Annotated in this window: 21 protein-coding genes; 11 read left to right on the top strand and 10 right to left on the bottom strand. The window is 64.5% G+C overall.

Features of this window, described 5'->3' with window-relative positions; all coding sequences use genetic code 11:
• Positions 1–696, bottom strand: coding sequence for a fumarylacetoacetate hydrolase family protein (locus JWJ88_RS00425; RefSeq protein ID WP_205294156.1), 696 nt, complete (start codon positions 694–696; stop codon positions 1–3).
• A gap of 113 nt (positions 697–809) precedes the next feature.
• On the opposite strand from JWJ88_RS00425, the gene JWJ88_RS00420 reads away from it, so the two are divergent.
• The 3 genes from JWJ88_RS00420 to JWJ88_RS00410 all read left to right on the top strand — a co-directional run bounded on the left by JWJ88_RS00420 (position 810) and on the right by JWJ88_RS00410 (position 3,684).
• Positions 810–1,463 carry a protein-L-isoaspartate O-methyltransferase family protein gene (locus tag JWJ88_RS00420; RefSeq protein ID WP_205294155.1) on the top strand — a complete coding sequence of 218 codons (654 nt, stop codon included), beginning with the start codon at positions 810–812 and terminating at the stop codon, positions 1,461–1,463.
• Positions 1,464–1,486: 23 nt separating this feature from the next.
• Positions 1,487–2,881 carry a TolC family outer membrane protein gene (locus JWJ88_RS00415; RefSeq protein WP_205294154.1) on the top strand — a complete coding sequence of 465 codons (1,395 nt, stop codon included), beginning with the start codon at positions 1,487–1,489 and terminating at the stop codon, positions 2,879–2,881.
• A 434-nt stretch (positions 2,882–3,315) separates the two neighbouring features.
• Positions 3,316–3,684 carry a hypothetical protein gene (locus JWJ88_RS00410; protein WP_205294153.1) on the top strand — a complete coding sequence of 123 codons (369 nt, stop codon included), beginning with the start codon at positions 3,316–3,318 and terminating at the stop codon, positions 3,682–3,684.
• A gap of 63 nt (positions 3,685–3,747) precedes the next feature.
• Here JWJ88_RS00410 and JWJ88_RS00405 read toward each other — a convergent pair whose 3' ends face one another.
• The 3 genes from JWJ88_RS00405 to surE are packed head-to-tail and all read right to left on the bottom strand — an operon-like array spanning position 3,748 to position 6,400.
• Positions 3,748–4,917, bottom strand: a complete 1,170-nt coding sequence (locus JWJ88_RS00405) for a M23 family metallopeptidase (protein ID WP_205294152.1) — start codon at positions 4,915–4,917, stop codon at positions 3,748–3,750.
• Between the two features lie 31 nt (positions 4,918–4,948).
• Entirely contained in the window at positions 4,949–5,599 is a 651-nt protein-coding gene (locus tag JWJ88_RS00400; RefSeq protein WP_205294151.1) for a protein-L-isoaspartate(D-aspartate) O-methyltransferase, read from the bottom strand.
• 6 nt (positions 5,600–5,605) lie between these two features.
• Positions 5,606–6,400, bottom strand: coding sequence for a 5'/3'-nucleotidase SurE (gene surE, locus JWJ88_RS00395; RefSeq protein ID WP_205294150.1), 795 nt, complete (start codon positions 6,398–6,400; stop codon positions 5,606–5,608).
• 191 nt (positions 6,401–6,591) lie between these two features.
• Between surE and JWJ88_RS00390 the strand changes: the two genes are divergently transcribed.
• Both JWJ88_RS00390 and JWJ88_RS00385 read left to right on the top strand, forming a co-directional pair.
• The gene (locus JWJ88_RS00390; protein WP_205294149.1) at positions 6,592–7,515 is read left to right on the top strand and encodes a sulfite exporter TauE/SafE family protein; all 924 of its coding nucleotides are present in this window, start codon (positions 6,592–6,594) and stop codon (positions 7,513–7,515) included.
• Entirely contained in the window at positions 7,512–8,303 is a 792-nt protein-coding gene (locus JWJ88_RS00385; RefSeq protein ID WP_205294148.1) for a TIGR02186 family protein, read from the top strand. Before JWJ88_RS00390 ends, JWJ88_RS00385 begins: the two co-directional genes overlap by 4 nt.
• Here the strand turns inward: JWJ88_RS00385 and JWJ88_RS00380 are convergent.
• From JWJ88_RS00380 to JWJ88_RS00360, 5 genes are read right to left on the bottom strand one after another with little or no spacing between them, the layout of a single operon-like run.
• A complete protein-coding gene (locus JWJ88_RS00380; protein ID WP_240200165.1) occupies positions 8,300–9,430 on the bottom strand; it encodes a GNAT family N-acetyltransferase in 1,131 nt (376 codons plus the stop codon). The two genes, JWJ88_RS00385 and JWJ88_RS00380, sit on opposite strands and share 4 nt — an antisense overlap.
• Positions 9,431–9,462: 32 nt before the next feature.
• On the bottom strand, positions 9,463–10,218 hold the full coding sequence (locus tag JWJ88_RS00375) for a glycerophosphodiester phosphodiesterase family protein (RefSeq protein WP_205294146.1): 756 nt from the start codon (positions 10,216–10,218) through the stop codon (positions 9,463–9,465).
• Positions 10,218–10,658 carry a RidA family protein gene (locus JWJ88_RS00370; RefSeq protein ID WP_205294145.1) on the bottom strand — a complete coding sequence of 147 codons (441 nt, stop codon included), beginning with the start codon at positions 10,656–10,658 and terminating at the stop codon, positions 10,218–10,220. Before JWJ88_RS00370 ends, JWJ88_RS00375 begins: the two co-directional genes overlap by 1 nt.
• 9 nt (positions 10,659–10,667) lie before the next feature.
• Positions 10,668–11,120, bottom strand: a complete 453-nt coding sequence (locus tag JWJ88_RS00365; RefSeq protein WP_205294144.1) for a YbjN domain-containing protein — start codon at positions 11,118–11,120, stop codon at positions 10,668–10,670.
• A 45-nt stretch (positions 11,121–11,165) separates the two neighbouring features.
• Entirely contained in the window at positions 11,166–14,609 is a 3,444-nt protein-coding gene (locus JWJ88_RS00360) for a chromosome segregation SMC family protein (protein WP_205294143.1), read from the bottom strand.
• Positions 14,610–14,634: 25 nt separating this feature from the next.
• Between JWJ88_RS00360 and JWJ88_RS00355 the strand changes: the two genes are divergently transcribed.
• Both JWJ88_RS00355 and JWJ88_RS00350 read left to right on the top strand, forming a co-directional pair.
• Positions 14,635–15,114 carry a CidA/LrgA family protein gene (locus JWJ88_RS00355; protein WP_407673863.1) on the top strand — a complete coding sequence of 160 codons (480 nt, stop codon included), beginning with the start codon at positions 14,635–14,637 and terminating at the stop codon, positions 15,112–15,114.
• A complete protein-coding gene (locus JWJ88_RS00350) occupies positions 15,111–15,827 on the top strand; it encodes an LrgB family protein (protein WP_205294142.1) in 717 nt (238 codons plus the stop codon). The genes JWJ88_RS00355 and JWJ88_RS00350 overlap by 4 nt, the downstream gene beginning before the upstream one ends.
• A 48-nt stretch (positions 15,828–15,875) precedes the next feature.
• On the opposite strand, the gene JWJ88_RS00345 is transcribed toward JWJ88_RS00350, so the two are convergent.
• On the bottom strand, positions 15,876–16,196 hold the full coding sequence (locus JWJ88_RS00345; RefSeq protein WP_020951971.1) for a DUF6280 family protein: 321 nt from the start codon (positions 16,194–16,196) through the stop codon (positions 15,876–15,878).
• Positions 16,197–16,543: 347 nt separating this feature from the next.
• Here JWJ88_RS00345 and efp point away from each other — a divergent pair, with 347 nt between their 5' ends.
• The 4 genes from efp (at position 16,544) to chvE (ending at position 19,696) form a co-directional block, all read left to right on the top strand.
• Positions 16,544–17,107 carry an elongation factor P gene (gene efp / locus JWJ88_RS00340; protein WP_205294141.1) on the top strand — a complete coding sequence of 188 codons (564 nt, stop codon included), beginning with the start codon at positions 16,544–16,546 and terminating at the stop codon, positions 17,105–17,107.
• A gap of 213 nt (positions 17,108–17,320) precedes the next feature.
• Positions 17,321–17,959 carry a hypothetical protein gene (locus tag JWJ88_RS00335; RefSeq protein ID WP_205294140.1) on the top strand — a complete coding sequence of 213 codons (639 nt, stop codon included), beginning with the start codon at positions 17,321–17,323 and terminating at the stop codon, positions 17,957–17,959.
• A 93-nt stretch (positions 17,960–18,052) separates the two neighbouring features.
• Positions 18,053–18,358, top strand: a complete 306-nt coding sequence (locus JWJ88_RS00330) for a GNAT family N-acetyltransferase (protein WP_205294139.1) — start codon at positions 18,053–18,055, stop codon at positions 18,356–18,358.
• A gap of 273 nt (positions 18,359–18,631) precedes the next feature.
• Positions 18,632–19,696, top strand: coding sequence for a multiple monosaccharide ABC transporter substrate-binding protein (chvE, locus tag JWJ88_RS00325; RefSeq protein ID WP_205294138.1), 1,065 nt, complete (start codon positions 18,632–18,634; stop codon positions 19,694–19,696).
• The last annotated feature ends 6 nt before the right edge of the window (positions 19,697–19,702 follow it).

The following is a 19,702-nucleotide window of genomic DNA, read 5'->3' as shown; positions in this document are numbered from 1 at the left end:
CTATTCCGCGGGACCTATGGTCAGTTCGACCGCCGCCAGCCCCTCGACCCCGCCCGCAAGCTGGTCACCCGCAGCCACGGCGCCCACGCCAGCGGGGGTGCCGGTCATGATCAAATCCCCCGCCGCAAGGTGATAATATTGCGACAGATCGGCGATCAGTTCTGGAATGGACCAGACCATGTCGCAGATCCGCGCGTCCTGCCGCAGGCCGCCGTTCACCTGCAGCCGGATGGGCTGGTCTGCCGGGGTAAAGTTCCGCGCCGGAGTCAGGGCCGAGATCACCGCCGCGCCTTCGAAATTCTTACCCAGATCCCAGGGGTGCCGCTTTTCCTTGGCGCGGGCCTGCAAATCCCGCCGCGTCATATCCAGACCAGAGCCATAGCCCCAGACCGCCGCCATCGCCTCTGCCGGCTTGATGCGGAACGTCGGGGCAGCGATGGCCACGACCAGCTCGATTTCGTGATGCAGGTCTCGCGTTCCGGGCGGATAGGGCAGGATCGCGCCACTTTGCCGCACCGCATGCGCAGATTTCAGAAAATAGAATGGCGCCTCGCGATCCACCTCTGCACCCATCTCGGCGGCATGGGCGGCGTAATTTCGCCCGACGCAAAAGATGCGGTTCACCGGAAATCGCGCGTTTTGCCCCGAAACGGGCAGGACGGCGGGCGGAGGCGGAGAAAAAACATATTCGCTCATGCCGCAAGCCTGCCACGGCAACACCATCGCGACAAGAATATCCGGCGCCGTTGCCCGCCCCGCATTTTCGTGGCAATAGAGCAGAAAGCCAACCGAGAGCAGGGTTCGCATAGATGACCGATTTCGCGCAGCGCCGCACCATGATGGTCGACACCCAGGTTCGTCCAAACGAAGTGACCAGTTATCCCGTGATCGACGCGATGCTGAGCGTCCCACGTGAGCAGTTCGTCCCCGATTCGCGCCGGGACGTCGCTTACGTCGGCGAAAATATCGATCTTGTTCCCGGCCGCGTACTTCTTGAGCCGCGCACACTGGGCAAGATGATAGATGCGCTGAACCTGCAAAACCACGATCTGGTGCTGGATATCGGCTGCGGCTACGGCTATTCCGCCGCCGTCATGGCCCATATCGCCGAAGCCGTGGTCGCCGTCGAGGAAAACGCCGAATTGGCGGCCGAGGCGGAAAGCCGGCTTGCCGCGCAGGATGTGTTCAACGTCGCCGTTGTCCAAGGCGCGCTGGACGAAGGCTGCGCCGGTCAGGCCCCTTATGATGCGATCCTGATCGAGGGTGCGGTCGAACAGGTGCCCAACGCGCTGGCCGACCAGCTGCGCGAGGGCGGCCGCATCGTCGCCCTGTTCCGCGAAGATAATTTAGGTATCGTCCGCATCGGCCACAAACTGGACGGGCGCGTGAACTGGCGCTTTGCCTTTAATGCTGCTGCCCCGCTTCTTCCGGGCTTTGCGCGTCCGCGGGGCTTTGTCTTGTGAATGCCGACAGGAAAGGTCATGGCATGTTTCGCAAAACGCTCAAGGCTCTGCAGCGCCCACTGATCGCGGCATTGTTTGCCGGGGCGGCTGCCGTTCCTGCCCAGGCCGAATCACTGGCCGATGCCATGGTCGCGGCTTATCGGCACTCGGCGCTTCTGGAGCAGAACCGGGCCGTGTTGCGCGCCGCAGACGAAGACGCAGCTACGGCCCTTGCCCAATTGCGTCCGGTGGTGCAGTGGATCGCCGAACATAGTTTCCAAAAGATCAACGGCTTGGCCAACAGCCGCTCGACCGGGATCGGGCTGCAGGCCCAGATCACGCTTTACGACTGGGGCCGTAACGCCATTGCCATAGACGCGGCAAAAGAAACCGTGCTGGCCACCCGTGCCGCGCTGGTGGGCGTCGAGCAAGACGTGTTGCTGGGTGCGGTTCAGGCCTATCTTGATGTGCGCAGCGCCGCCGAACAAGTTGATCTGCAAGAAAATTCCGTGCGAGTGATCGGGCAGGAACAGCAAGCGGCCTCGGACCGTTTCGAGGTGGGTGAAATCACCCAGACCGATGTGTCGCAGGCCGATGCCGCCTTGGCCGCTGCACGTGCCAGCCTGGCAACGGCGACCGGCAATCTGGAAATCGCGCGCGAAATCTATCGCGGCGCGACCGGCCGGGCGCCGGGGCAGCTTGCCCCCCCGCCTCCCACGCCAGCGCTGCCGGCCGCGTTAGAGACTGCGCGGCAGATCGGCCAGCGCAGCCATCCCGCAATCCTTCAGTCCCAACGTCTGGCGGCTGCCGCAGAGTTGGGCGTGGCCGCAGCTGCCGCAGAGCGCAATCCGACGCTGACCGGGCAGGCCAGCATCAGCCGCTCCAACGATCTGTCGATTCAGGGAACCGAGACGACGCGCAACAATCTTGGCGCCTCGCTCAGCATGTCGCAGACGATCTATTCCGGCGGGCGCCTGCCCTCGGCTCATCGCAGGGCCATGGCGCAACGGGACCAAGCCCGAGCCGCGCTGCTGCAGGTTTCGCGCCAGGTCGACGAGGCGGTTGGCCGCGCCTGGGCGGGGATCGAGGTGGCGCGGGCGCAGATTCGCGCCATTGATGAGCAGATCGTCGCCGCACAGCAGGCCTACGAAGGCGTGCGCGAAGAGGCGACGTTGGGCGCGCGTACCACTCTGGATGTCCTGGATGCCGAACAATTGCTGCTTGAGGCAAGGGCCGACAAAATCTCGGCAGAAGCCAATCTGCAATTAGCACATTATCAACTTCTATCCGCTATGGGTCTGTTGACGGTAGAAAACCTGAAACTTGGGATACCGACCTATGACCCATCGGCCTATTACAATGCGGTGCAGGACGCACCCTATACCAGCAGACAGGGCAAAAGCCTTGATCGCGTTTTGCGTGCGATCGGAAAGGACTGACGCCGCTCTACCTGATCCGGTGACGCATCATGCAGCATGAGATGATGCGCCACCCGGCCCCGAATCCCGGCTCGGATAACGTCGGCGATGTGCTGGCCTCGATCCGCCGACTTATTTCTCAGGATGGCATCCCAAATCAAACGCTGAACGCGCTGCCTGCGCAAGACAGCGCCTCTTGCCCTCCGATCCGGCCTGCATCATCGCACCGATCCGTATTTTCGGCGCAAATCACCCCGTTGGTTCTGGACAGCAGCACTCTGGTCACGCCCAAGAGCGCGGATGGGACTAACTCGGGGGCAAGTACCCAAACCCCACCCGAACCAGAAACCGTCGCGGTTACGCCAGATACCCGGCAGTTCTGCAGCTGGCCGCCAAAGCCGGCAGCGGAAACGGCTGCGACCGGGACGGCTGATCTGCCCGATACGGAAGGGCTCGTGGCAGGTTCCCCCGAACCATCGCTTTTCGCCGACTTCGCGCCTGCCGCGATCAAACATTCTGGCGCTTCGCTGGAAGGACCCAACACCACCAACCTGCAAATGGAGGAAACCATGCTGCACGCGAATGCTTCCGTCACACCGATCAACCCTGCCGCCGAGTCCTCGGTTTGCGAGACCGGCGTGCCGCATATTTTCGCATCGCAGGACATGGATATGCAAAGAGGCGGCCACCTACGAGGCATGATTCGCGAGGCCATCCGGCAAGAGATTCAAGGCGAGATCGGCAATCGCCTCAACAGCAACTTGCAGCAGATGATCCGTCACGAGATCGAACTGACCCTGCGTCAGATGTGCGAACAGGACTGAACCTGCCACCCCGCTGGGCAAGCCGCACAGGCTTGCCAGTCATGCTTGGCAGCGCAAGGGTGCCTAATTCAAATATTTCTCGGGATCGACGCTATCGAACCCGTTGCGCACCTCGAAGTGCACTACGCCCTGGCTGCGGGTCTTGCCCAGCGCGGTTCCGGCGCTGACCGACTGCCCCTTGGTCACGGTGACATCCTCAAGACCGGCATAGACGGTCATCAGATTGCCATCGTGCCGGACAACGACGATCGGCACTTGGTCGGTGTCGCGGGTGATCGCAGCAACCGTTCCACTGCCGGCGGCTGAAACCGTGCTGCCTGGCGCAGCAGAAATATCGATGCCGTCGTTCTTGCCCTTCTGATAGGTGCGGATGATCGCACCATTGGCAGGCATACGGAACTTGCCGTTGCCCGAAGCTGCGGTCCGGGTCTTGCCCAGATCGGGGCTGGAAGGCTTGTTAACCGCGCTGGCGGCAGGCGCTGTCTGCTCGTTTGGCAAGGGCGCGGCAGCAGAAGGGGGGCTCGGGGTCGGGCTTCCGGTTCCCGGTGCGGTCACGACCGCCGTGGCCGGCCGGCTTTGCCCAGCCACGGGGATCAACAGGCGCTGGCCAACGCGCAGGGTCATATCCTGCGTCAGCCCGTTCCATTGCGCCAGATCATTGGCCGAGACGTTATATTTGCGAGCGATGGACCAAGCGGTTTCACCGGATGCGACGACATGCTGCTTGGGTTGGCTGGAGGCGGGCAGGGTCTGCGAAGTCACGGTTCCCGCGCCCGCAACCGCAGGCACGTCGGGTTGCTTCATACCCTGACCGGCAAAAGGATCACTGACCTGGCCGGTGGACGACAAAACCGGCGCCGCCGTCGAAGTCCCGGCCGCGACGCGACGTGGCAGGGCGACAACTGCCCCCGCGTTCAGGACAGTATTGGCCTCGATGGCATTGTATCTGGCCAATTCGGCGGCATTCAGCCCCAGCCGGGCAGCAATGGTCGCGGCCGTATCGCCCTGGCGGGCAATGGCGACTTGATAGCCGGGATAAGAGATCACACCGCGCTGGTCCGGCGCCGGTCGCGGCTGGGCCCGCGCAGCGGCCTCGGCCGTGTCCAGCCCGGTTCCGCCCCAGCGACGCAGGTCGGGATCGAAGTTGCTGAAATCCAGGCCGCCCTGCGGCCCACAGGATACCAGAATCGCCGCAGCGCCGGCGGCCAACGCCAACTGCCTGATCTTGATCATCTGCCCGTTCCTCACTCTGGACGGCCGGGGGTCATGTTTGTCCCAACCCCTCGACCAGCGGCACAAAACGCACCTGCCGCAATTCGTCATAATCAAAGCCGTCTTCACCGCGACGCACGCGGATCAGCGTCTGGACAGCATCCGACTGTCCGACCGGCACCACCATGATACCGCCGATCTTCAACTGCGCCAAGAGCGGGCCGGGCGGATCCTCTGCGGCCGCCGTCACCATAATGCGATCAAACGGCGCCTGCTCGGGCAACCCGCGCGAGCCGTCTGCAACCAAGGCGGTGATGTTGGGCAGTCCCAGATGGCGAAACAGCGCCTCGCCCTCGGCCACCAGCCGGCGATGGCGGTCGATGGTATAGACCCGGCGGCACAACAGCGACAGAACCGCCGCCTGGTAACCCGAGCCGGTGCCGATCTCCAGCACCTTGTCGCGCGGCCCGACCTCCAGCGCCTGCGTCATCAGCCCCACGACCGAGGGCTGGCTGATGGTCTGGCCGCAAGGAATGGGCAGGGGCGTGTCGTCATAGGCGCGATCCTCGAAATGACCGCGGACGAATTCGCCGCGGTCGATACGCTCCATGGCCTCCAGCACCCGAGGATCGGTGACCCCGCGCTGCCGCAATGCGAACAGGAAGCGCATCTTGCGTTCGGCAGTCTCGGGATCATCGCTCATTTTCGCTCAGCCCTCTTCGAGAACGCCGCGCAATTCGGCCAGGGTCTTGTGACAGGTCAGGTCCGGCCGCATCGGCGTCAACGAGATATAGTCGCGCATGTTTGCGTCCACGTCACTCTCTGGTGTGGCCGATGCGGTCTGCGAACCGCCCAAAACCCACAGGAACCGTCGCCCATTGGGCGCGTGATAGGGCTCAACCTCGAAACGGACGCCCTGCCGGCGCCCTTGGGGCGCGACCCGCGTCCCCTTCACCCCGGCCGCATCGCAGGGCGGGAAGTTGATATTGTAGAACAACCGGAAATCCTGGTCCGAGGTCCAGTCACCATAATCCAGCAACTGCCGGATCAGCCGCGGACCATGCACCCGCGCCGCCTCGAACGGATCGTCAAGCGCAGCGGTGCGTTGGCCCATGTATTGCGACAGGGCAACGGCGGGCAGACCCTGCAGCGCGGCCTCCATCGCGCCGCCCACGGTGCCGGAATACATCACGTTCTCGCCCGAGTTGTTGCCGCGGTTGACGCCGGACAGCACCAGATCGGGCGGGTTGTCGCGCATCACGTCGGCGATGGCGGCCAGCACGCAATCGGCGGGCGTCCCTTCGGCGGCAAACCGGCGCGGTCCCAACTCGGCGATCAGCGTCGGGTGGACATAGCTTATGCAATGCGCGACCCCGGATTGCTCGAAGGCCGGGGCGACGATCCAGACCTCGCCGTCCGGCCCCGCCACCTCGGTTGCGATGGCCTCCAGCGTCTCAAGCCCCGGTGCGTTGATGCCGTCGTCATTGGTAATCAGAATGCGCATGATCTTCCCTGTCCGGCCCGTTGCGATGGGCCATTATCCCGTGTCGCCCGCGACTTTGCCGATATCTGCCCTTCACATCTGCTTTATCCGCGCCACAGGCTTGCGACAACCCGCGGGAACGGCCATGGAAGCGTTTGACGCAGGGCTGTGGCCGGGGCAGCATCCGGATAAGGCAATAAGCCGGGCAGGACATGCAAATCTATCTTCCCATCGCCGAGGTGGCGGTCAATGCACTGACGCTGATCGGTCTTGGCGGTATCGTCGGACTGATGTCGGGCCTGTTCGGCGTCGGCGGCGGCTTCCTGATCACGCCGCTGCTGTTCTTTATCGGCATTCCGCCCGCCATCGCAGTGGCAACCGGCGCCAATCAGGTCGTGGCCTCGTCCTTTTCCGGGGTGTTGGCGCATGTAAAGCGCAAGACCGTGGATTTCCGCATGGGCTGGGTGCTGTTGGCCGGCGGTCTGGTCGGGTCTTCGGCCGGGGTTTTGCTGTTCAACATGCTGTCGCGGCTGGGCCAGGTCGATCTGGTGGTGCAGCTTTGCTATGTCATCTTTCTGGGACTGATCGGCGCGATGATGTTGCAGGAAAGCCTGCGCGCGCTGCACCGCTCGCGCCGCAGCGGGCCGATCAAGCCGATGCGCCGCCACCAGCACGGCTGGGTGCATAAATGGCCGATGAAGATGAAGTTCCGCGCCTCGGGGCTTTATATCAGCTCGATCCCGGTGCTGATGGTCGGGGCCGCCGTGGGTGTGCTGGCCGCGATCATGGGCGTCGGCGGCGGCTTCATCATGGTGCCGGCGATGATCTATCTGCTGGGGATGCCGACCAAGGTGGTCATCGGCACCTCGCTGTTTCAGATCACTTTCCTGTCGGCCTATACCACGCTGATGCATGCCGTCTCCTCGAACACGGTGGATGTGATGCTGGCGGTGCTTTTGATCGTCGGCGGCGTCACGGGCGCGCAGATCGGCACGCATCTGGGCGCGCGGCTGAGGGCCGAGCAATTGCGCATCCTGCTGGCGCTGCTGGTGCTGGCCGTTTGCGGCAAGCTGGCACTGGATCTGTTCCTGCCCCCGGACGAGCTTTATTCGGTCACGGTGGGGATATTGCGATGATCCGCCGCGTGCTTTCCCCCCTTTTCGCGCTGATCCTGCTGGCCCTGCCGCTGAAGGCGCAGGCACCTGCCCCCGCGGCCGAACAGATCGTCGCCGGGCTGTCGCGCGACGATGTGGATATCACCACCAGTTTCGACGGGTCCGAGATCATCATCTATGGCGCCATCAAGCGCGAAACCCCGATCCCGTCGGGCAAGCCGCTGGAGGTGATCGTCACGCTGGAAGGCCCGGTTCAGGCACTGACCGTGCGCCACAAGGAACGCCGGCTTGGCGTGTGGGTCAATACCGGACGGGTCAGCATCGGTGCGGCGCCCAGCTTTTACGTGGTGACGACGACGCGGCCCCTGCACCAGATCCTTCCCCCGGCCGAGGATCAGCGTCACCGGATCTCGATCCCGCTGGCGATGCGCGCCTTTTCCGGCCCGATGGAGGTCGAGGACGCCGTGCCCTATACCGAGGCGTTGATCCGCCTGCGCCACGCAGCCGATGTTTACCGGCTGGACGACGGCGCCGTGCATCTGGCCGAGCAGACCCTGTTCCGCGCCGATGTCCGGCTGCCCGCCAATCTGGTCGAGGGCATATACAGCACCCGCATCTTCCTGTTGCGCGACGGCATGGTCATGGACACCTTCCGCGCCCCGATCGAGGTGCGCAAGGTCGGGCTGGAACGCTGGCTTTATCGTCTCGCGCTGGAAAAACCGTTCATCTATGGCATCATGTCGCTGGCGATCGCAGTGGCGGCAGGCTGGGGCGCATCGGCCGCGTTCCGGTTGGTCAAGCGCGCCTAGCCGCGACGAAACGGGCCCAACTCGGACAGGATCTCCATCTCTTCCCCGACCGCCTCGCGTTCATGTTGCAGATAGGCGGCAATGGCCTTGTGAAAGCCGCGGTCGGCGACCCAATGCAGCGAATGGGTCTGGGTGGGCATATAGCCCCGCGCCAGCTTGTGTTCGCCCTGCGCCCCGGCCTCGACCCGCGGCAGGCGATGGGTAATGGCCCAGTCGATGGCCTGATGATAGCAAAGTTCGAAATGCAGGAACGGGTGATCCTCGGTGCAGCCCCAATAACGGCCGTAAAGCCCGTCCGGCCCGATCAGGTTCAGCGCGCCGGCAATGGGGCGGCCGTCGCGCTCGGCCAGAACCAGCAGGCAGTCGTCGCGCATGGTCTGGTGCAGGATGTCGAAAAAGGCCCGTGTCAGATAGGGCCGGCCCCATTTGCGCCCGCCCGTGTCCTGATAGAAAGCCCAGAATGCATCCCAATGCGCGGGCTGGATCCGGTCCCCCGTCAGGCTGCGAATGGTGCCGCCGAAAGCTTGCGCCCGCTCGCGTTCCTTGCGGATGGCCTTGCGCTTGCGCGAGGATAGCTGGGCGAGGAAATCGTCGAAGGTCTCATAGCCCTGATTCAGCCAGTGGAACTGTTCGCTGGCGCGCGGCAGAAATCCCGCCGCCTCGCCCAACTGCGCCTCAGCCTCGGTGCAAAAGGTGACATGCGCGCCCGAAAGCCCCGATTGCTGCGCGAATTGCGCCATGGCCGCCAGCAACGCCTGCTGAACCGCCGGGCTGTCCGCGATCAGCCGCGGGCCAGTGACCGGGGTAAAGGGCACGGCACATTGCAGCTTGGGGTAATAGCGCCCGCCCGCGCGTTCGTAAGCCTGCGCCCAACCGTGGTCAAAGATGTATTCGCCCTGACTGTTGGTCTTGATGTAGCAGGGCGCAACGCCTGCGACCCGGCCGTCCAGCCGCGCGATCAGATGGCTGGGATGCCAACCGGTTGCCTCGCCGACCGAGCCGGACCGCTCCAGCGCCGACAGGAAGCGATGTGTGGTAAAGGGGTTGGCGCCTGCCCCGCAACCGTCCCAATCGGCGGCGTCGATCCCGGAAATTTCAGGCAGGACGGAAACGGCAAGCTCGCTCATGGCGGAAAACATAGGCGCGGGCGGGGCGATTGTCAGGGCTTGGCGGGCAGATAGTTCTCGAATGTGATATTGTCGGCGACACGGCGGGCAGTTGCCTCTTGCGCAGGCGAACACACGGTCCAGCACAGCACCGGTACATCGCACGCCTTCAGCGCCGTCACTGCCGGATTGTCCAGATCATTGCGATCATGCGAAATGAAGCTGGCCCCGACCCGGTCGAAATCGGCAATGGCCGCCAAATGGCTCCGGGTCTCTGCATCCAGCGTCGGCCAATCCCCGGCCTCGTATCCGCAGGTCGTCAGCCCAACCGTCACCTGCGGCGCGGCGGCGTGAAAAGCGGCGACCGCATGAGGGTTGAAGGACATGACCGCCACCGGGCCCGGATAGCCCGCCAGAAGCCGCGCCACCTGCTCTTGCAAATCTCCCACCTCGGCCGAGGACCGCAGGCTCTGATCCTTGATCTCGATGAGCAGCGGCACCTGCCCCGCGATTTCGTCCAGAAGCTCGCGCAGGGTCGGAATGGGCTCGGCGGTTCCCATGATGCGCAGGGTGGACAGGGCGTCGATCCCCATGGCGCTGACCAGCCCCTCGACCCCGGTCAGGCGCGGCAGGTCGTCGTCGTGAAATACCAGCGCCGTGCCGTCCGCAGCGCGCTGGATGTCGCATTCTATGCCATAGCCGGCGGCGATGGCGGCACGAAAGGCCGCCATGCTGTTTTCCGGCACGCCCGGCCCATGCAGCCCGCGATGGGCAAGGGGAAGACGCAGGAAATCCGGGTGAAGGTCCATCAGGCGAACTCGAATATCGCCTCGACCTCGACCGCGACGCCGCGCGGCAGGGCGGGAGCCGAAACGGCGGCGCGGGCGTGGCGGCCCTTGTCGCCGAAAACCTCGACCATCAGGTTCGAACAGCCGTTGATCACCTCGGGCTGGTCGGTGAATTCGGGCGTGGAGTTGACAAAGCCGGTCAGCTTGACCACCCGAGCCACCCGGTCCAGCGACCCCAGCGCCGCCTGTGCCTGCGCCAGCAGCGCCAGACCGCAGCCGCGCGCGGCCTCGGCGCCCTCTTCGACAGCCAGATCGTCACCCAGACGACCCTTGGTCTGGCTGATCTGGCCCGAAACGAACAACAGGCTGCCCGTGATCACATAGGGGACGTAATTCGCAGCCGGTGCGGGCGCGTCAGGCAGGGTGATGCCCAGTTCGGCCAGTTTCGTCTCGATGGACATGCTCTTCTCCTACCAGTCGATGTATTGGCGAAAATCGCTCAGCACGATGCGCCAGGTGTCCAGCGCATCGTCGAAATTCTTGCGCCCAATGCCGTCGCCCGCAACCCCGATATCCATTTCGATGAAGGGATCGCTGGTTTCATCCAGCCAGACCTTGCCGAAACGATTTTCGCGGTTCCAGCGATTGGCCATGGTTTCGGTCATTCCGTCGTGCAGATCGAAACCGGCCGAAAACTGGATCGCGCCGCAGGCCTTTTCACAGTTATAGAAATAGACCTGAAAACTCGTGCCATCGATGCGGCTTTCGATCATGGGATCGTCGGCGCCGTCGGTGCTCAGCTTGGCTGGCACGCCGAAATCCATCATCATCAGGCGGATCACCTCGGGATCGCCCAGGACCTGCGCCTGTGCGGCGGGCGCTTGCAACAATACCGCCAGCACGAGGGGAGCCAAGGTTCGCATCATCTTCTCCGTCGCGAAATCGCGCGCTCATTAGCGGTTTGCGCGTCAGGCCACCAGAGCTTCCGCACGTTTCAGATCGACGCTGACCAACTGGCTGACGCCCTGTTCCACCATGGTCACGCCGAACAGCCGGTCCATGCGCGACATGGTGACGGCGTGGTGCGTGATCACAAGAAAGCGCGTCTCGGTCCGCCGCGTCATTTCGTCCATCAGGTCGCAAAAGCGGGTGACGTTGGCGTCGTCCAGCGGTGCGTCCACCTCGTCCAGCACGCAGATCGGTGCGGGATTGGCCAGAAAGACCGCAAAGATCAGCGCCAGAGCGGTCAGGGTCTGCTCACCACCCGACAGCAGGCTGAGCGTCGAAAGCTTCTTGCCCGGAGGCTGGCACATGATCTCCAGCCCAGCCTCCAGCGGGTCGTCGGATTCGACCAGCACCAAGCGCGCCTCGCCACCGCCGAACAGATGCGTGAAAAGCGTGGTAAAGTTCCGGTTCACCGTGTCGAAGGCGGCAAGCAGACGCTCGCGCCCTTCGCGGTTCAGGCTGCCGATTCCCTGACGCAGCTTGCGGATCGCTTCGGTCAGGTCGTCTTTTTCTCCGCTCAGCCGGTCGCGTTCGGTTTCCAGTTCGCGTTTGTCCTCGTCGGCGCGCAGGTTCACTGCGCCCAAGGCGTCGCGGCTCTGACGCAGGCGGGCGATCTGATCCTCCAGCGCGTCCGGGGCGATCTCCTCGACCTCGCCCAGCAACTCGCGCAGCGATTCTGGCGTGGCCTCGACCTCTTCATGGATGCGCAGGCGGGCGGCGGCTTCGGCCTCGATGGCGGCTTCGGCACGGGCCTCGCGGGCAGCGCGGGTTTCGCGGGCGTCCGAGGCGGCACGCTCGGCCTCGCGTTCGGTCTCGGCGGCAAAACGCAACGCCTGATCGGCTGCCGAAAGCGCGGCGCGGGCACGGGCAAGCCGGGCAGCGACCTGCGCCTCGGCCTCGGTCAGCGCGCCGCGACGCTCGGCCAGAATTTCGGGCTGGGCCTCGGCCTCTTCCAGTTCGTCGGCAGCCTGTTCGCGGCGGGCGGCAAGCTCGGCGGCGCGCGTGCCGGCCTGATCCAGCCGCAGCCGCCAGCCGGATTCCTCTTTGGCGATCTCTTGCAGGCGCTTGGTGCGCGCATTGGCCTCGCGCCGCAACTCATCCAGCCCGCTGCGGCGGGTCAGGGTGGCGATGCGCGCCGCCTCGACCCCGGTGCGGGCGTATTCCAGCGCCGCGGCAGCCGCGCCGCGGTCGGGCAGTTCGGCCAAGGCCCGCTCGGCCTCGGCCAGACGGGCGCGGGCATCCAGCGCATCTTCGCGGTGCCGGGCCAGTTCGGCGCGGGCGGATTCCGCACGGCTTTGCGCCATGGACAGTTCGGATTCAGCACGCGTCACGGCGCGCACGGCATCGGACAGCCCGCGCTCGGCCTCGCGCCGGGCATCACGGGCACGTTTCTCGGCCTCGGTCGCGGCCAGATGACGGTCGCGCAGCGCCTGATGCGCGTCTTGCGCCGCATCGGCGCGGGCCTGCGCCGCCCCGGCCTGCTCGGTCAGTTCGGCAAGCTGGTTCACCTTTTGCAGATGCAGCGCGGCCGAGGACGCCGCCTCGCCCGCCATCACCCGCATCCCGTCCCAGCGGAACAGATCGCCTTCGCGCGTGACCAGACGCTGGCCGGGGGCAAGGGCCGTCTGCATCGCAGCACCCGTGGCCGCATCCGCGACCAGCCCGACCTGAGACAGGCGGCGGGCCAGCGCCTCGGGTCCTTTGACATGGGGCGCCAGCGGATCGGCACCGGCAGGCAAAGGTTGCGGCGCATCGTAACCGGGCAGCAAGTGCCAGCCTGAACCGTCACCGGCCAAACCCGCCCCAAGATCGTCGCCCAGCGCGGCGCCAAAAGCGGTCTCATAGCCACGCGCCACGCGGACCAGATCAAGGATCGAGCCGCCGGTCTGGCCACGCTCGACCAGCCGTTTCACCGCCGCCATCTCGGCATTCAGCGCCGACAGCTCGCCCTCGGCCTCGGCCCGGATGGCACGGGCGGTGGATTCCTCGGCCTCCAGCGCAGTGCGGGTTTCCTCGGCGGTAGCCAGCGCCTCTTCGGCGGCCTCGACGCGTTCGCGGGCGATCTCCTGCGCCTCTTCGGCCGTTTCACGCGCCGCCTGGGCCTCGGCACCGGTATCCAGGGCGCGGGCTGCGGCCGCCTCGGCCTCGACGCTCGCACGGGTGGCCCGTTCCTGCATCTGGCGCAGATCATGGGCCAGCCGCTCGGCGGATTGGTGACGAGCGGCAAGGCGGGCCGATTCATCGGTCAATTCGGCCAGCTTGGCCTCGACCTCGCGCAGGGCATCGGCGGCTTCGTCAGCGGCGGCGCCGGCGGTTTCCAGCCGTCCCTCATGCCCATGCCCGGCCTTGTCCAACTCGCGCTTTTCCCATTCCAGCCGCTCGACCACCTCGCCGGCATCGCGGTTCAGCGCCGATTCCCGTTCGATGTCGCGGTCAAGCTGGGCAATCCGTGCCAGCAGCACCTGTATCGCTTGCGCGGCACGAGCCTCGGCCTCATCCAGCGCCTCGCGTTCAACGGTGGCGCGGGACAGGATCGCGGCGGCGACCTGTTCCTCTTCGCGCAGGGGCGGCAGCTTTTCCTCGGCCTCTTCACGGGCAGCAATGGCGCGGCGCGCATGTGCCTCGGCCTCGGCAGCGGCGCGGATCGCCTCGCGCAGCGCCTCGGCCGTCGCTGCCTTGGCTTGATCGGCTTCGGCCCAGCGGCGGTAAAGCAACACGCCCTCGGCACGGCGAAGCGCACCGCCGATTTCGCGATAGCGTGCTGCGGCGCGGGCTTGCCGCGCAAGGCTGGCCGCCTGCGTGGAAAGTTGATCCAGCGTATCGTCGACCCGCGTCAGGTTCGCCTCGGCCCCGTTCAGCTTCAGTTCGGCCTCGTGCCGGCGCTGATAAAGGCCCGAGATCCCCGCCGCCTCTTCCAGCACCCGCCGCCGCGCCTTGGGCTTGGCGTTGATAAGTTCCGAGATCTGCCCCTGCCGCACCAGCGCCGGCGAATGCGCCCCGGTCGAGGCGTCCGCGAACAGCATCTGCACATCGCGCGCCCGCACCTCTTTGCCGTTGATGCGATAGGCGGAACCGGCGTCGCGGGTGATCCGACGGGTGATGTCCAGCGCATCGCTGTCGTTCATCCCGGCCGGGGCAAGGCGCTCTTTGTTGTCGATGGTCAGCGTGACCTCGGCATGGGCGCGGGCAGAGCGGCGGGCGGTGCCGGCAAAGATCACGTCCTCCATCCCCTCGCCGCGCATGGCGGTGGGACGGTTTTCGCCCATGACCCAGCGCAGCGCCTCCAGCAGGTTCGACTTGCCGCAGCCGTTGGGACCAACCACGCCGGTCAGACCCTCGTGGATGACCAGATCGGTCGGGTCCACGAAGCTCTTGAAACCGTTCAGGCGCAGGCGGTCAAAACGCAATATGAGTGTCCACAGGATCGTTAAGATGCCTTGGATTCTTGGCCATCCACCGCCTCAAGTCAACACAAACCCCCAGATATGGCAGGGGCTGGGCGGTTATCCACAAGATTTAAGGGTTCACCACTACAAATCCGATGCTAGTCTGGCCGGTATGATTCCCGCGCTTGCCATCATTCTGGTCTTTCAGCTTATCGGAGAGGTCGCCGCGCGCGGCCTGGGCCTGATGCTGCCCGGCCCGGTGTTGGGCCTGCTGCTTCTGGTGCTGTCATGCAGCCTGCGCCCCAGGCTGGCCGAGATGCTGCGCCCCGTCGTCGCCGGCCTTCTTGGCCATCTGTCGCTGTTCTTCGTGCCGGCTGGCGTCGGCGTCGTGGCGCACCTGAACCAATTTCGCAGCGACGGGCTGGCGGTCGTGCTCGCGCTGACGGTGTCGACGGCGCTGGCCATCGCGGCCGGGGCACTGGTGTTCTGCGCCGCGGTCAAATGGATGGGCGGGCCCGAGGAATGACTGACGCGGCGCTAATCTGGAGCTATCTGACCCAAGGCCCCCTGCTGTGGCTGACGGCAACGCTGATCGCCTATTGGCTGGGCGATACCTTCTTTCGCGCCATGGGCCGGCAAAGCTGGGCCAATCCGGTGCTTTGCGCGGTCATCCTGCTGGCAGGCGTGCTGTGGGTCACCGAAACCAGCTATCAGACCTATTTCGAGGGCGCGCAATTCGTGCATTTCATGCTGGGCCCGGCCACTGTCGCGCTGGGAATGCCGCTTTACGACAACCTGCGCCGCGTCAGAAGGGCCGTGGTGCCATTGGCGGCGGCGCTGCTGGCCGGCTCTTTCACGGCGGTTGTCACGGCGCTGGCCATCGGCAAGGCTTTCGGGCTGTCGAATGTCATGCTGGCAAGCCTGGCACCGAAATCCACCACTGCCCCCGTCGCCATCGGCATCGCCGAAGGGCTGGGCGGAGAACCCACGATCACCGCGGTTCTGGTGCTGCTGACCGGCGTTTTTGGCGCGATCATCGCCACGCCGCTGCTGAATCTGCTGAAGATTCGCGACTGGCGGGCCCGAGGCTTTTCGCTGGGCGTCGCGGCGCATGGCATCGGCACAGCGCGCGCATTTCAGGTCAATGAGACCGCCGGCGCCTTTGCCGGTATCGGCATGGGACTGAACGCGGTGCTAACCGCGATCATCGCGCCCTTGGCGCTAAGTCTTTTCCGATAAAGAAAAAGGCCGCCCCGCAGGACGGCCATGCATGCGCGGCGGACAGGCTTATGCGGCCTCTGCCTCTTCAGCGGCGTGGCGGCGTTCGCTTTCCTCGCGCGACAGCGCGACCGAGGTCCGCACGCCCTTGGCCACGAATTCCATCAGGCCCTTCACGACACGTTCGTTCGGGTCGATACCGGCGCAGGACAAAACCTCGCGCCCATCGCGCGAGCGTGCCCAACGTGCAATCTGATCAGGCCCATTGCCGTATTTTTTGTCATCGGCGATCGCATCATCCAGCGCGGCCAATACGACAGCAGCAAAAAGCTTGCGGGCCCTCTGCCCCTGTTCAAAATTAAAAGCCGAGCCATCCACGAAATCGCGCATCATCATTATCCTGTTGTTCTTGCGGTGCCCCCGCACCTTGACCAATACCAAGGCTGCTGCTTTATCTTGCCTCATAGGCGGCATTAGCCGGCTTAGCCGATCCATGCCGTGATTCGGTATGCCTCCTGACGCATGACCGCCATGCATGGGGCGCAAACCCCAGCAGATACGCAAAATAGCAGCCAAAAGCAACAATCTTGCGATATGCAGAAATTCGCAGGCACCCTTGACAACGTGCGAAACGCCTTTTGGTTGCCCTGAGGCCCGGCAATGGATATAGGTGCGCACGACCCCGGTTCAAGGCGCGAGCAGCCGGAAATCCCCCAATACTTTCAAGGTGATCCTGAATGGCCAAAATTAATGGCAATGAAATCAAGCCCGGTGCCGTGCTGGACCATGACGGCGGACTTTGGGCGGCGGTCAAGGTGAATCACGTGAAACCCGGCAAGGGCGGGGCATTTGCGCAGGTCGAACTCAAGAACCTGCGCGACGGCCGCAAACTGAATGAACGCTTCCGCTCGGAAGACCGGGTCGAGCAGGTCCAGTTGGAAACCAAGGACCAGCAATTCCTGTATGAAACCGACGGCAAGCTGGTTTTCATGGACAGCGAAACCTTTGAGCAGACCGAAATCGACGCGGATCTGCTGGGTGAACGGCGGCCCTTCCTGCAAGACGGCATGGTTGCCGCGGTCGAATATTACGGGGACGAAGCGTTGTCGGTTCGCATTCCCCAGAAAGTGATCTGCCGTGTGGTCGAGACCGAACCGGTGCTGAACGGCCAGACCGCCGCGAAAAGCTTCAAACCGGCGATCCTCGACAACGGCCTGCGCGTCATGATCCCGCCTTTCGTCGGCACGGATGAGGATATCGTGGTGAACACCGAGCTTTTCGAGTATTCCGAGCGCGCCTGATCCGGGCATCGGCGGGTTCTTGCAACCCGACATGGCGCATATGGTCATCCGCCATTTACGGCCATAGAATCGCCAGTAACTCAGTCGGGCTGGCAATAAGGCAGGATGGCGAAAACGGCAGGAAACCCGGGAAAATCTGACCAAAAGGGCGGAGTCTCCCGGCTGCGCAGCGATCGCACGAGCGCCGACAACCTGGACAGGATTCGCGTTGCCATGCGCGAGGCGATGGAACGGCTGGACCGGTTGGAAGATATCATGTGCGAGATGATCCAGACCGCCCTGCCGCCATCCGAAAACTGTGCCCCGATGCCGATCTCCCAAAATCCGCCTGATGGGAATGCCGAGGCGCGCGCCTTGGCTGCCCTTGCCGCGGTACTGGCCTGTTCGGCCAAAGACACCGGATCGCCGCCCGCGGGAGAGACCGCTGCCCATCCTTCACCCCAGCCGACACTGGGCTATATTTCCCGCCGCCGGTTGCTTGAACTGGCTGTCGGCCTGGGTGAGGCGCCGCTGCACACGCAACCACAGTTCAACCGCGGGCTGCGGTTGGTTGGCGATCTGGCCAGCGGCTCGGCCCAGCCTCCCGCTCCGATTTATGTGCACCTCGATCAGCATCTGCGCCTGCCGCTCGACAACAGTTCGAACTCATTGGAGATTCAGCGGCGGCTGGGTGGGAACTGGCACCCGACCGGGCTGCGCGCCATCAAGGACGGCATGGGCGGCATCGAGGTCGATATCGCCAGGCTTGAACGGCTTGCCGGCCCGCTCTCGTCCGAATTGCGCCGGGCCTTGACGCTGGATTCCCGACCGCTCCGGAGTCAGCATCGGCCGCAGCACCTTCAGCCGCTATGACTTTACGGCCACCCTTCCGCAGCGTCGCGACAAGGGAAGGGACCGAAACCCGCCCGTTCAGCGTTATGGCAGCAAGAAGTGACGGAGGAACCCATGGTACAACCGACCATCCAGATTGCGCATGAGGATTACGGCAGTTCCGGCCGCTATGTCGTCACCCTGCCCGGCGTCGAAGGCGAGGCCGAACTGACATGGCATTCCGGCGGGCCGGGGATCATCGTTGCCGACCATACCTACGCACCCGATGCCATGCGCGGCTCGGGGGCGGCTGCGGCGATGGTGCAGCGGCTGGTGGCGGATGCGCGGTCACGGGGTGTGTTGATCGTGCCGGCATGCAGCTATGTCCGCGCCCAATTCCAGCGCCATCCCGATTGGTCCGACCTGCGCGCCGACACCTAGGATGCATCAGGCTGACGCGTTCCCGCCTGTTTCCGGCTATCTTCGCCAGCGTCATATCTTTTTCGATATGCAAACCGCCGTTCTGCATGATTGACGGACATATCGCCCCGGAATAGCCTCGCGTTCGTGCTGGTGGTCCATGACCGCCGCCGCGGCGCGGAATCGACGCAGAAACCCCTCGTGTTCCGCGTCCCGCGCATAAAGGGGGAAGCACCGGCTGGACCAAGGTCGTGGAGGCGGCCACCATCCGGGCAATATCGACAGGGAGGACTCATGCTGAACCTCAGGAAATACGCCCTGGCGCTTGCCTCGGCGGCGGCGCTTTCGCTGCCCGGCATCGCCGTGGCCGAAGGCATGGTCGGGATCTCGATGCCGACCAAGACTTCGGCGCGCTGGATCGACGACGGCAACAACATGGTCAAGCAGTTCCAGGACGCTGGCTACCAGACCGACCTGCAATATGCCGACGACGACATCCCGAACCAGTTGGCGCAGATCGAAAACATGATCACCAAGGGCGTGAACGTGCTGGTGATCGCGGCCATCGACGGCACCACGCTGTCGAACGCGCTGGCCAATGCCAAGGCGGCCGACATCAAGGTCATCGCCTATGACCGGCTGATCCGCGACACACCCGACATCGACTATTACGCCACCTTCGACAACTTCAAGGTCGGCGTCGAGCAGGCCACCACGCTGGTCGACGGGCTGAAGGAACGCTTTCCCGACGTAAAGCCATGGAATGTGGAACTGTTCGGCGGCAGCCCCGACGACAACAACGCCTATTTCTTTTATGATGGCGCAATGTCGGTGCTGCAACCGCTGATCGACGACGGCTCTGTCGTGATCCCCTCGGGGCAGATGGGCATGGACAAGGTCGGCACGCTGCGCTGGGACCCGGCCACGGCGCAGTCGCGCATGGACAATATCCTGTCGGCGAACTTCACCGACAAGCAGTTGCACGGTGTGCTTTCGCCCTATGACGGGCTGTCCATCGGCATTCTCAGCTCGCTGAAGGGGGTGGGCTACGGTTCAGGCGACATGGCCATGCCCATCGTCTCCGGTCAGGACGCCGAGATCCAGTCGGTCAAGTCGATCAAATCGGGCGAGCAGTATTCCACCATCTTCAAGGACACCCGCGAACTGGCCAAAGTCACCGTCGGCATGGTGGATGCCATGATGAAGGGCGAGGAACCGCAGGTGAACGACACCGAAACCTACGACAACGGCGTCAAGACCGTTCCTTCGTACCTGCTGGAGCCGGTGGCCGTGACCGAAAAGAACCTGACCGATGTGCTGATCGGCTCGGGCTATTACACCGAAGACCAGTTGAAGTGACTTCCC

The organism is Paracoccus methylovorus, assembly GCF_016919705.1.
Classification (GTDB): Bacteria; Pseudomonadota; Alphaproteobacteria; order Rhodobacterales; family Rhodobacteraceae; genus Paracoccus; species Paracoccus methylovorus.
This window is presented reverse-complemented; position numbering and strand designations above follow the sequence as displayed.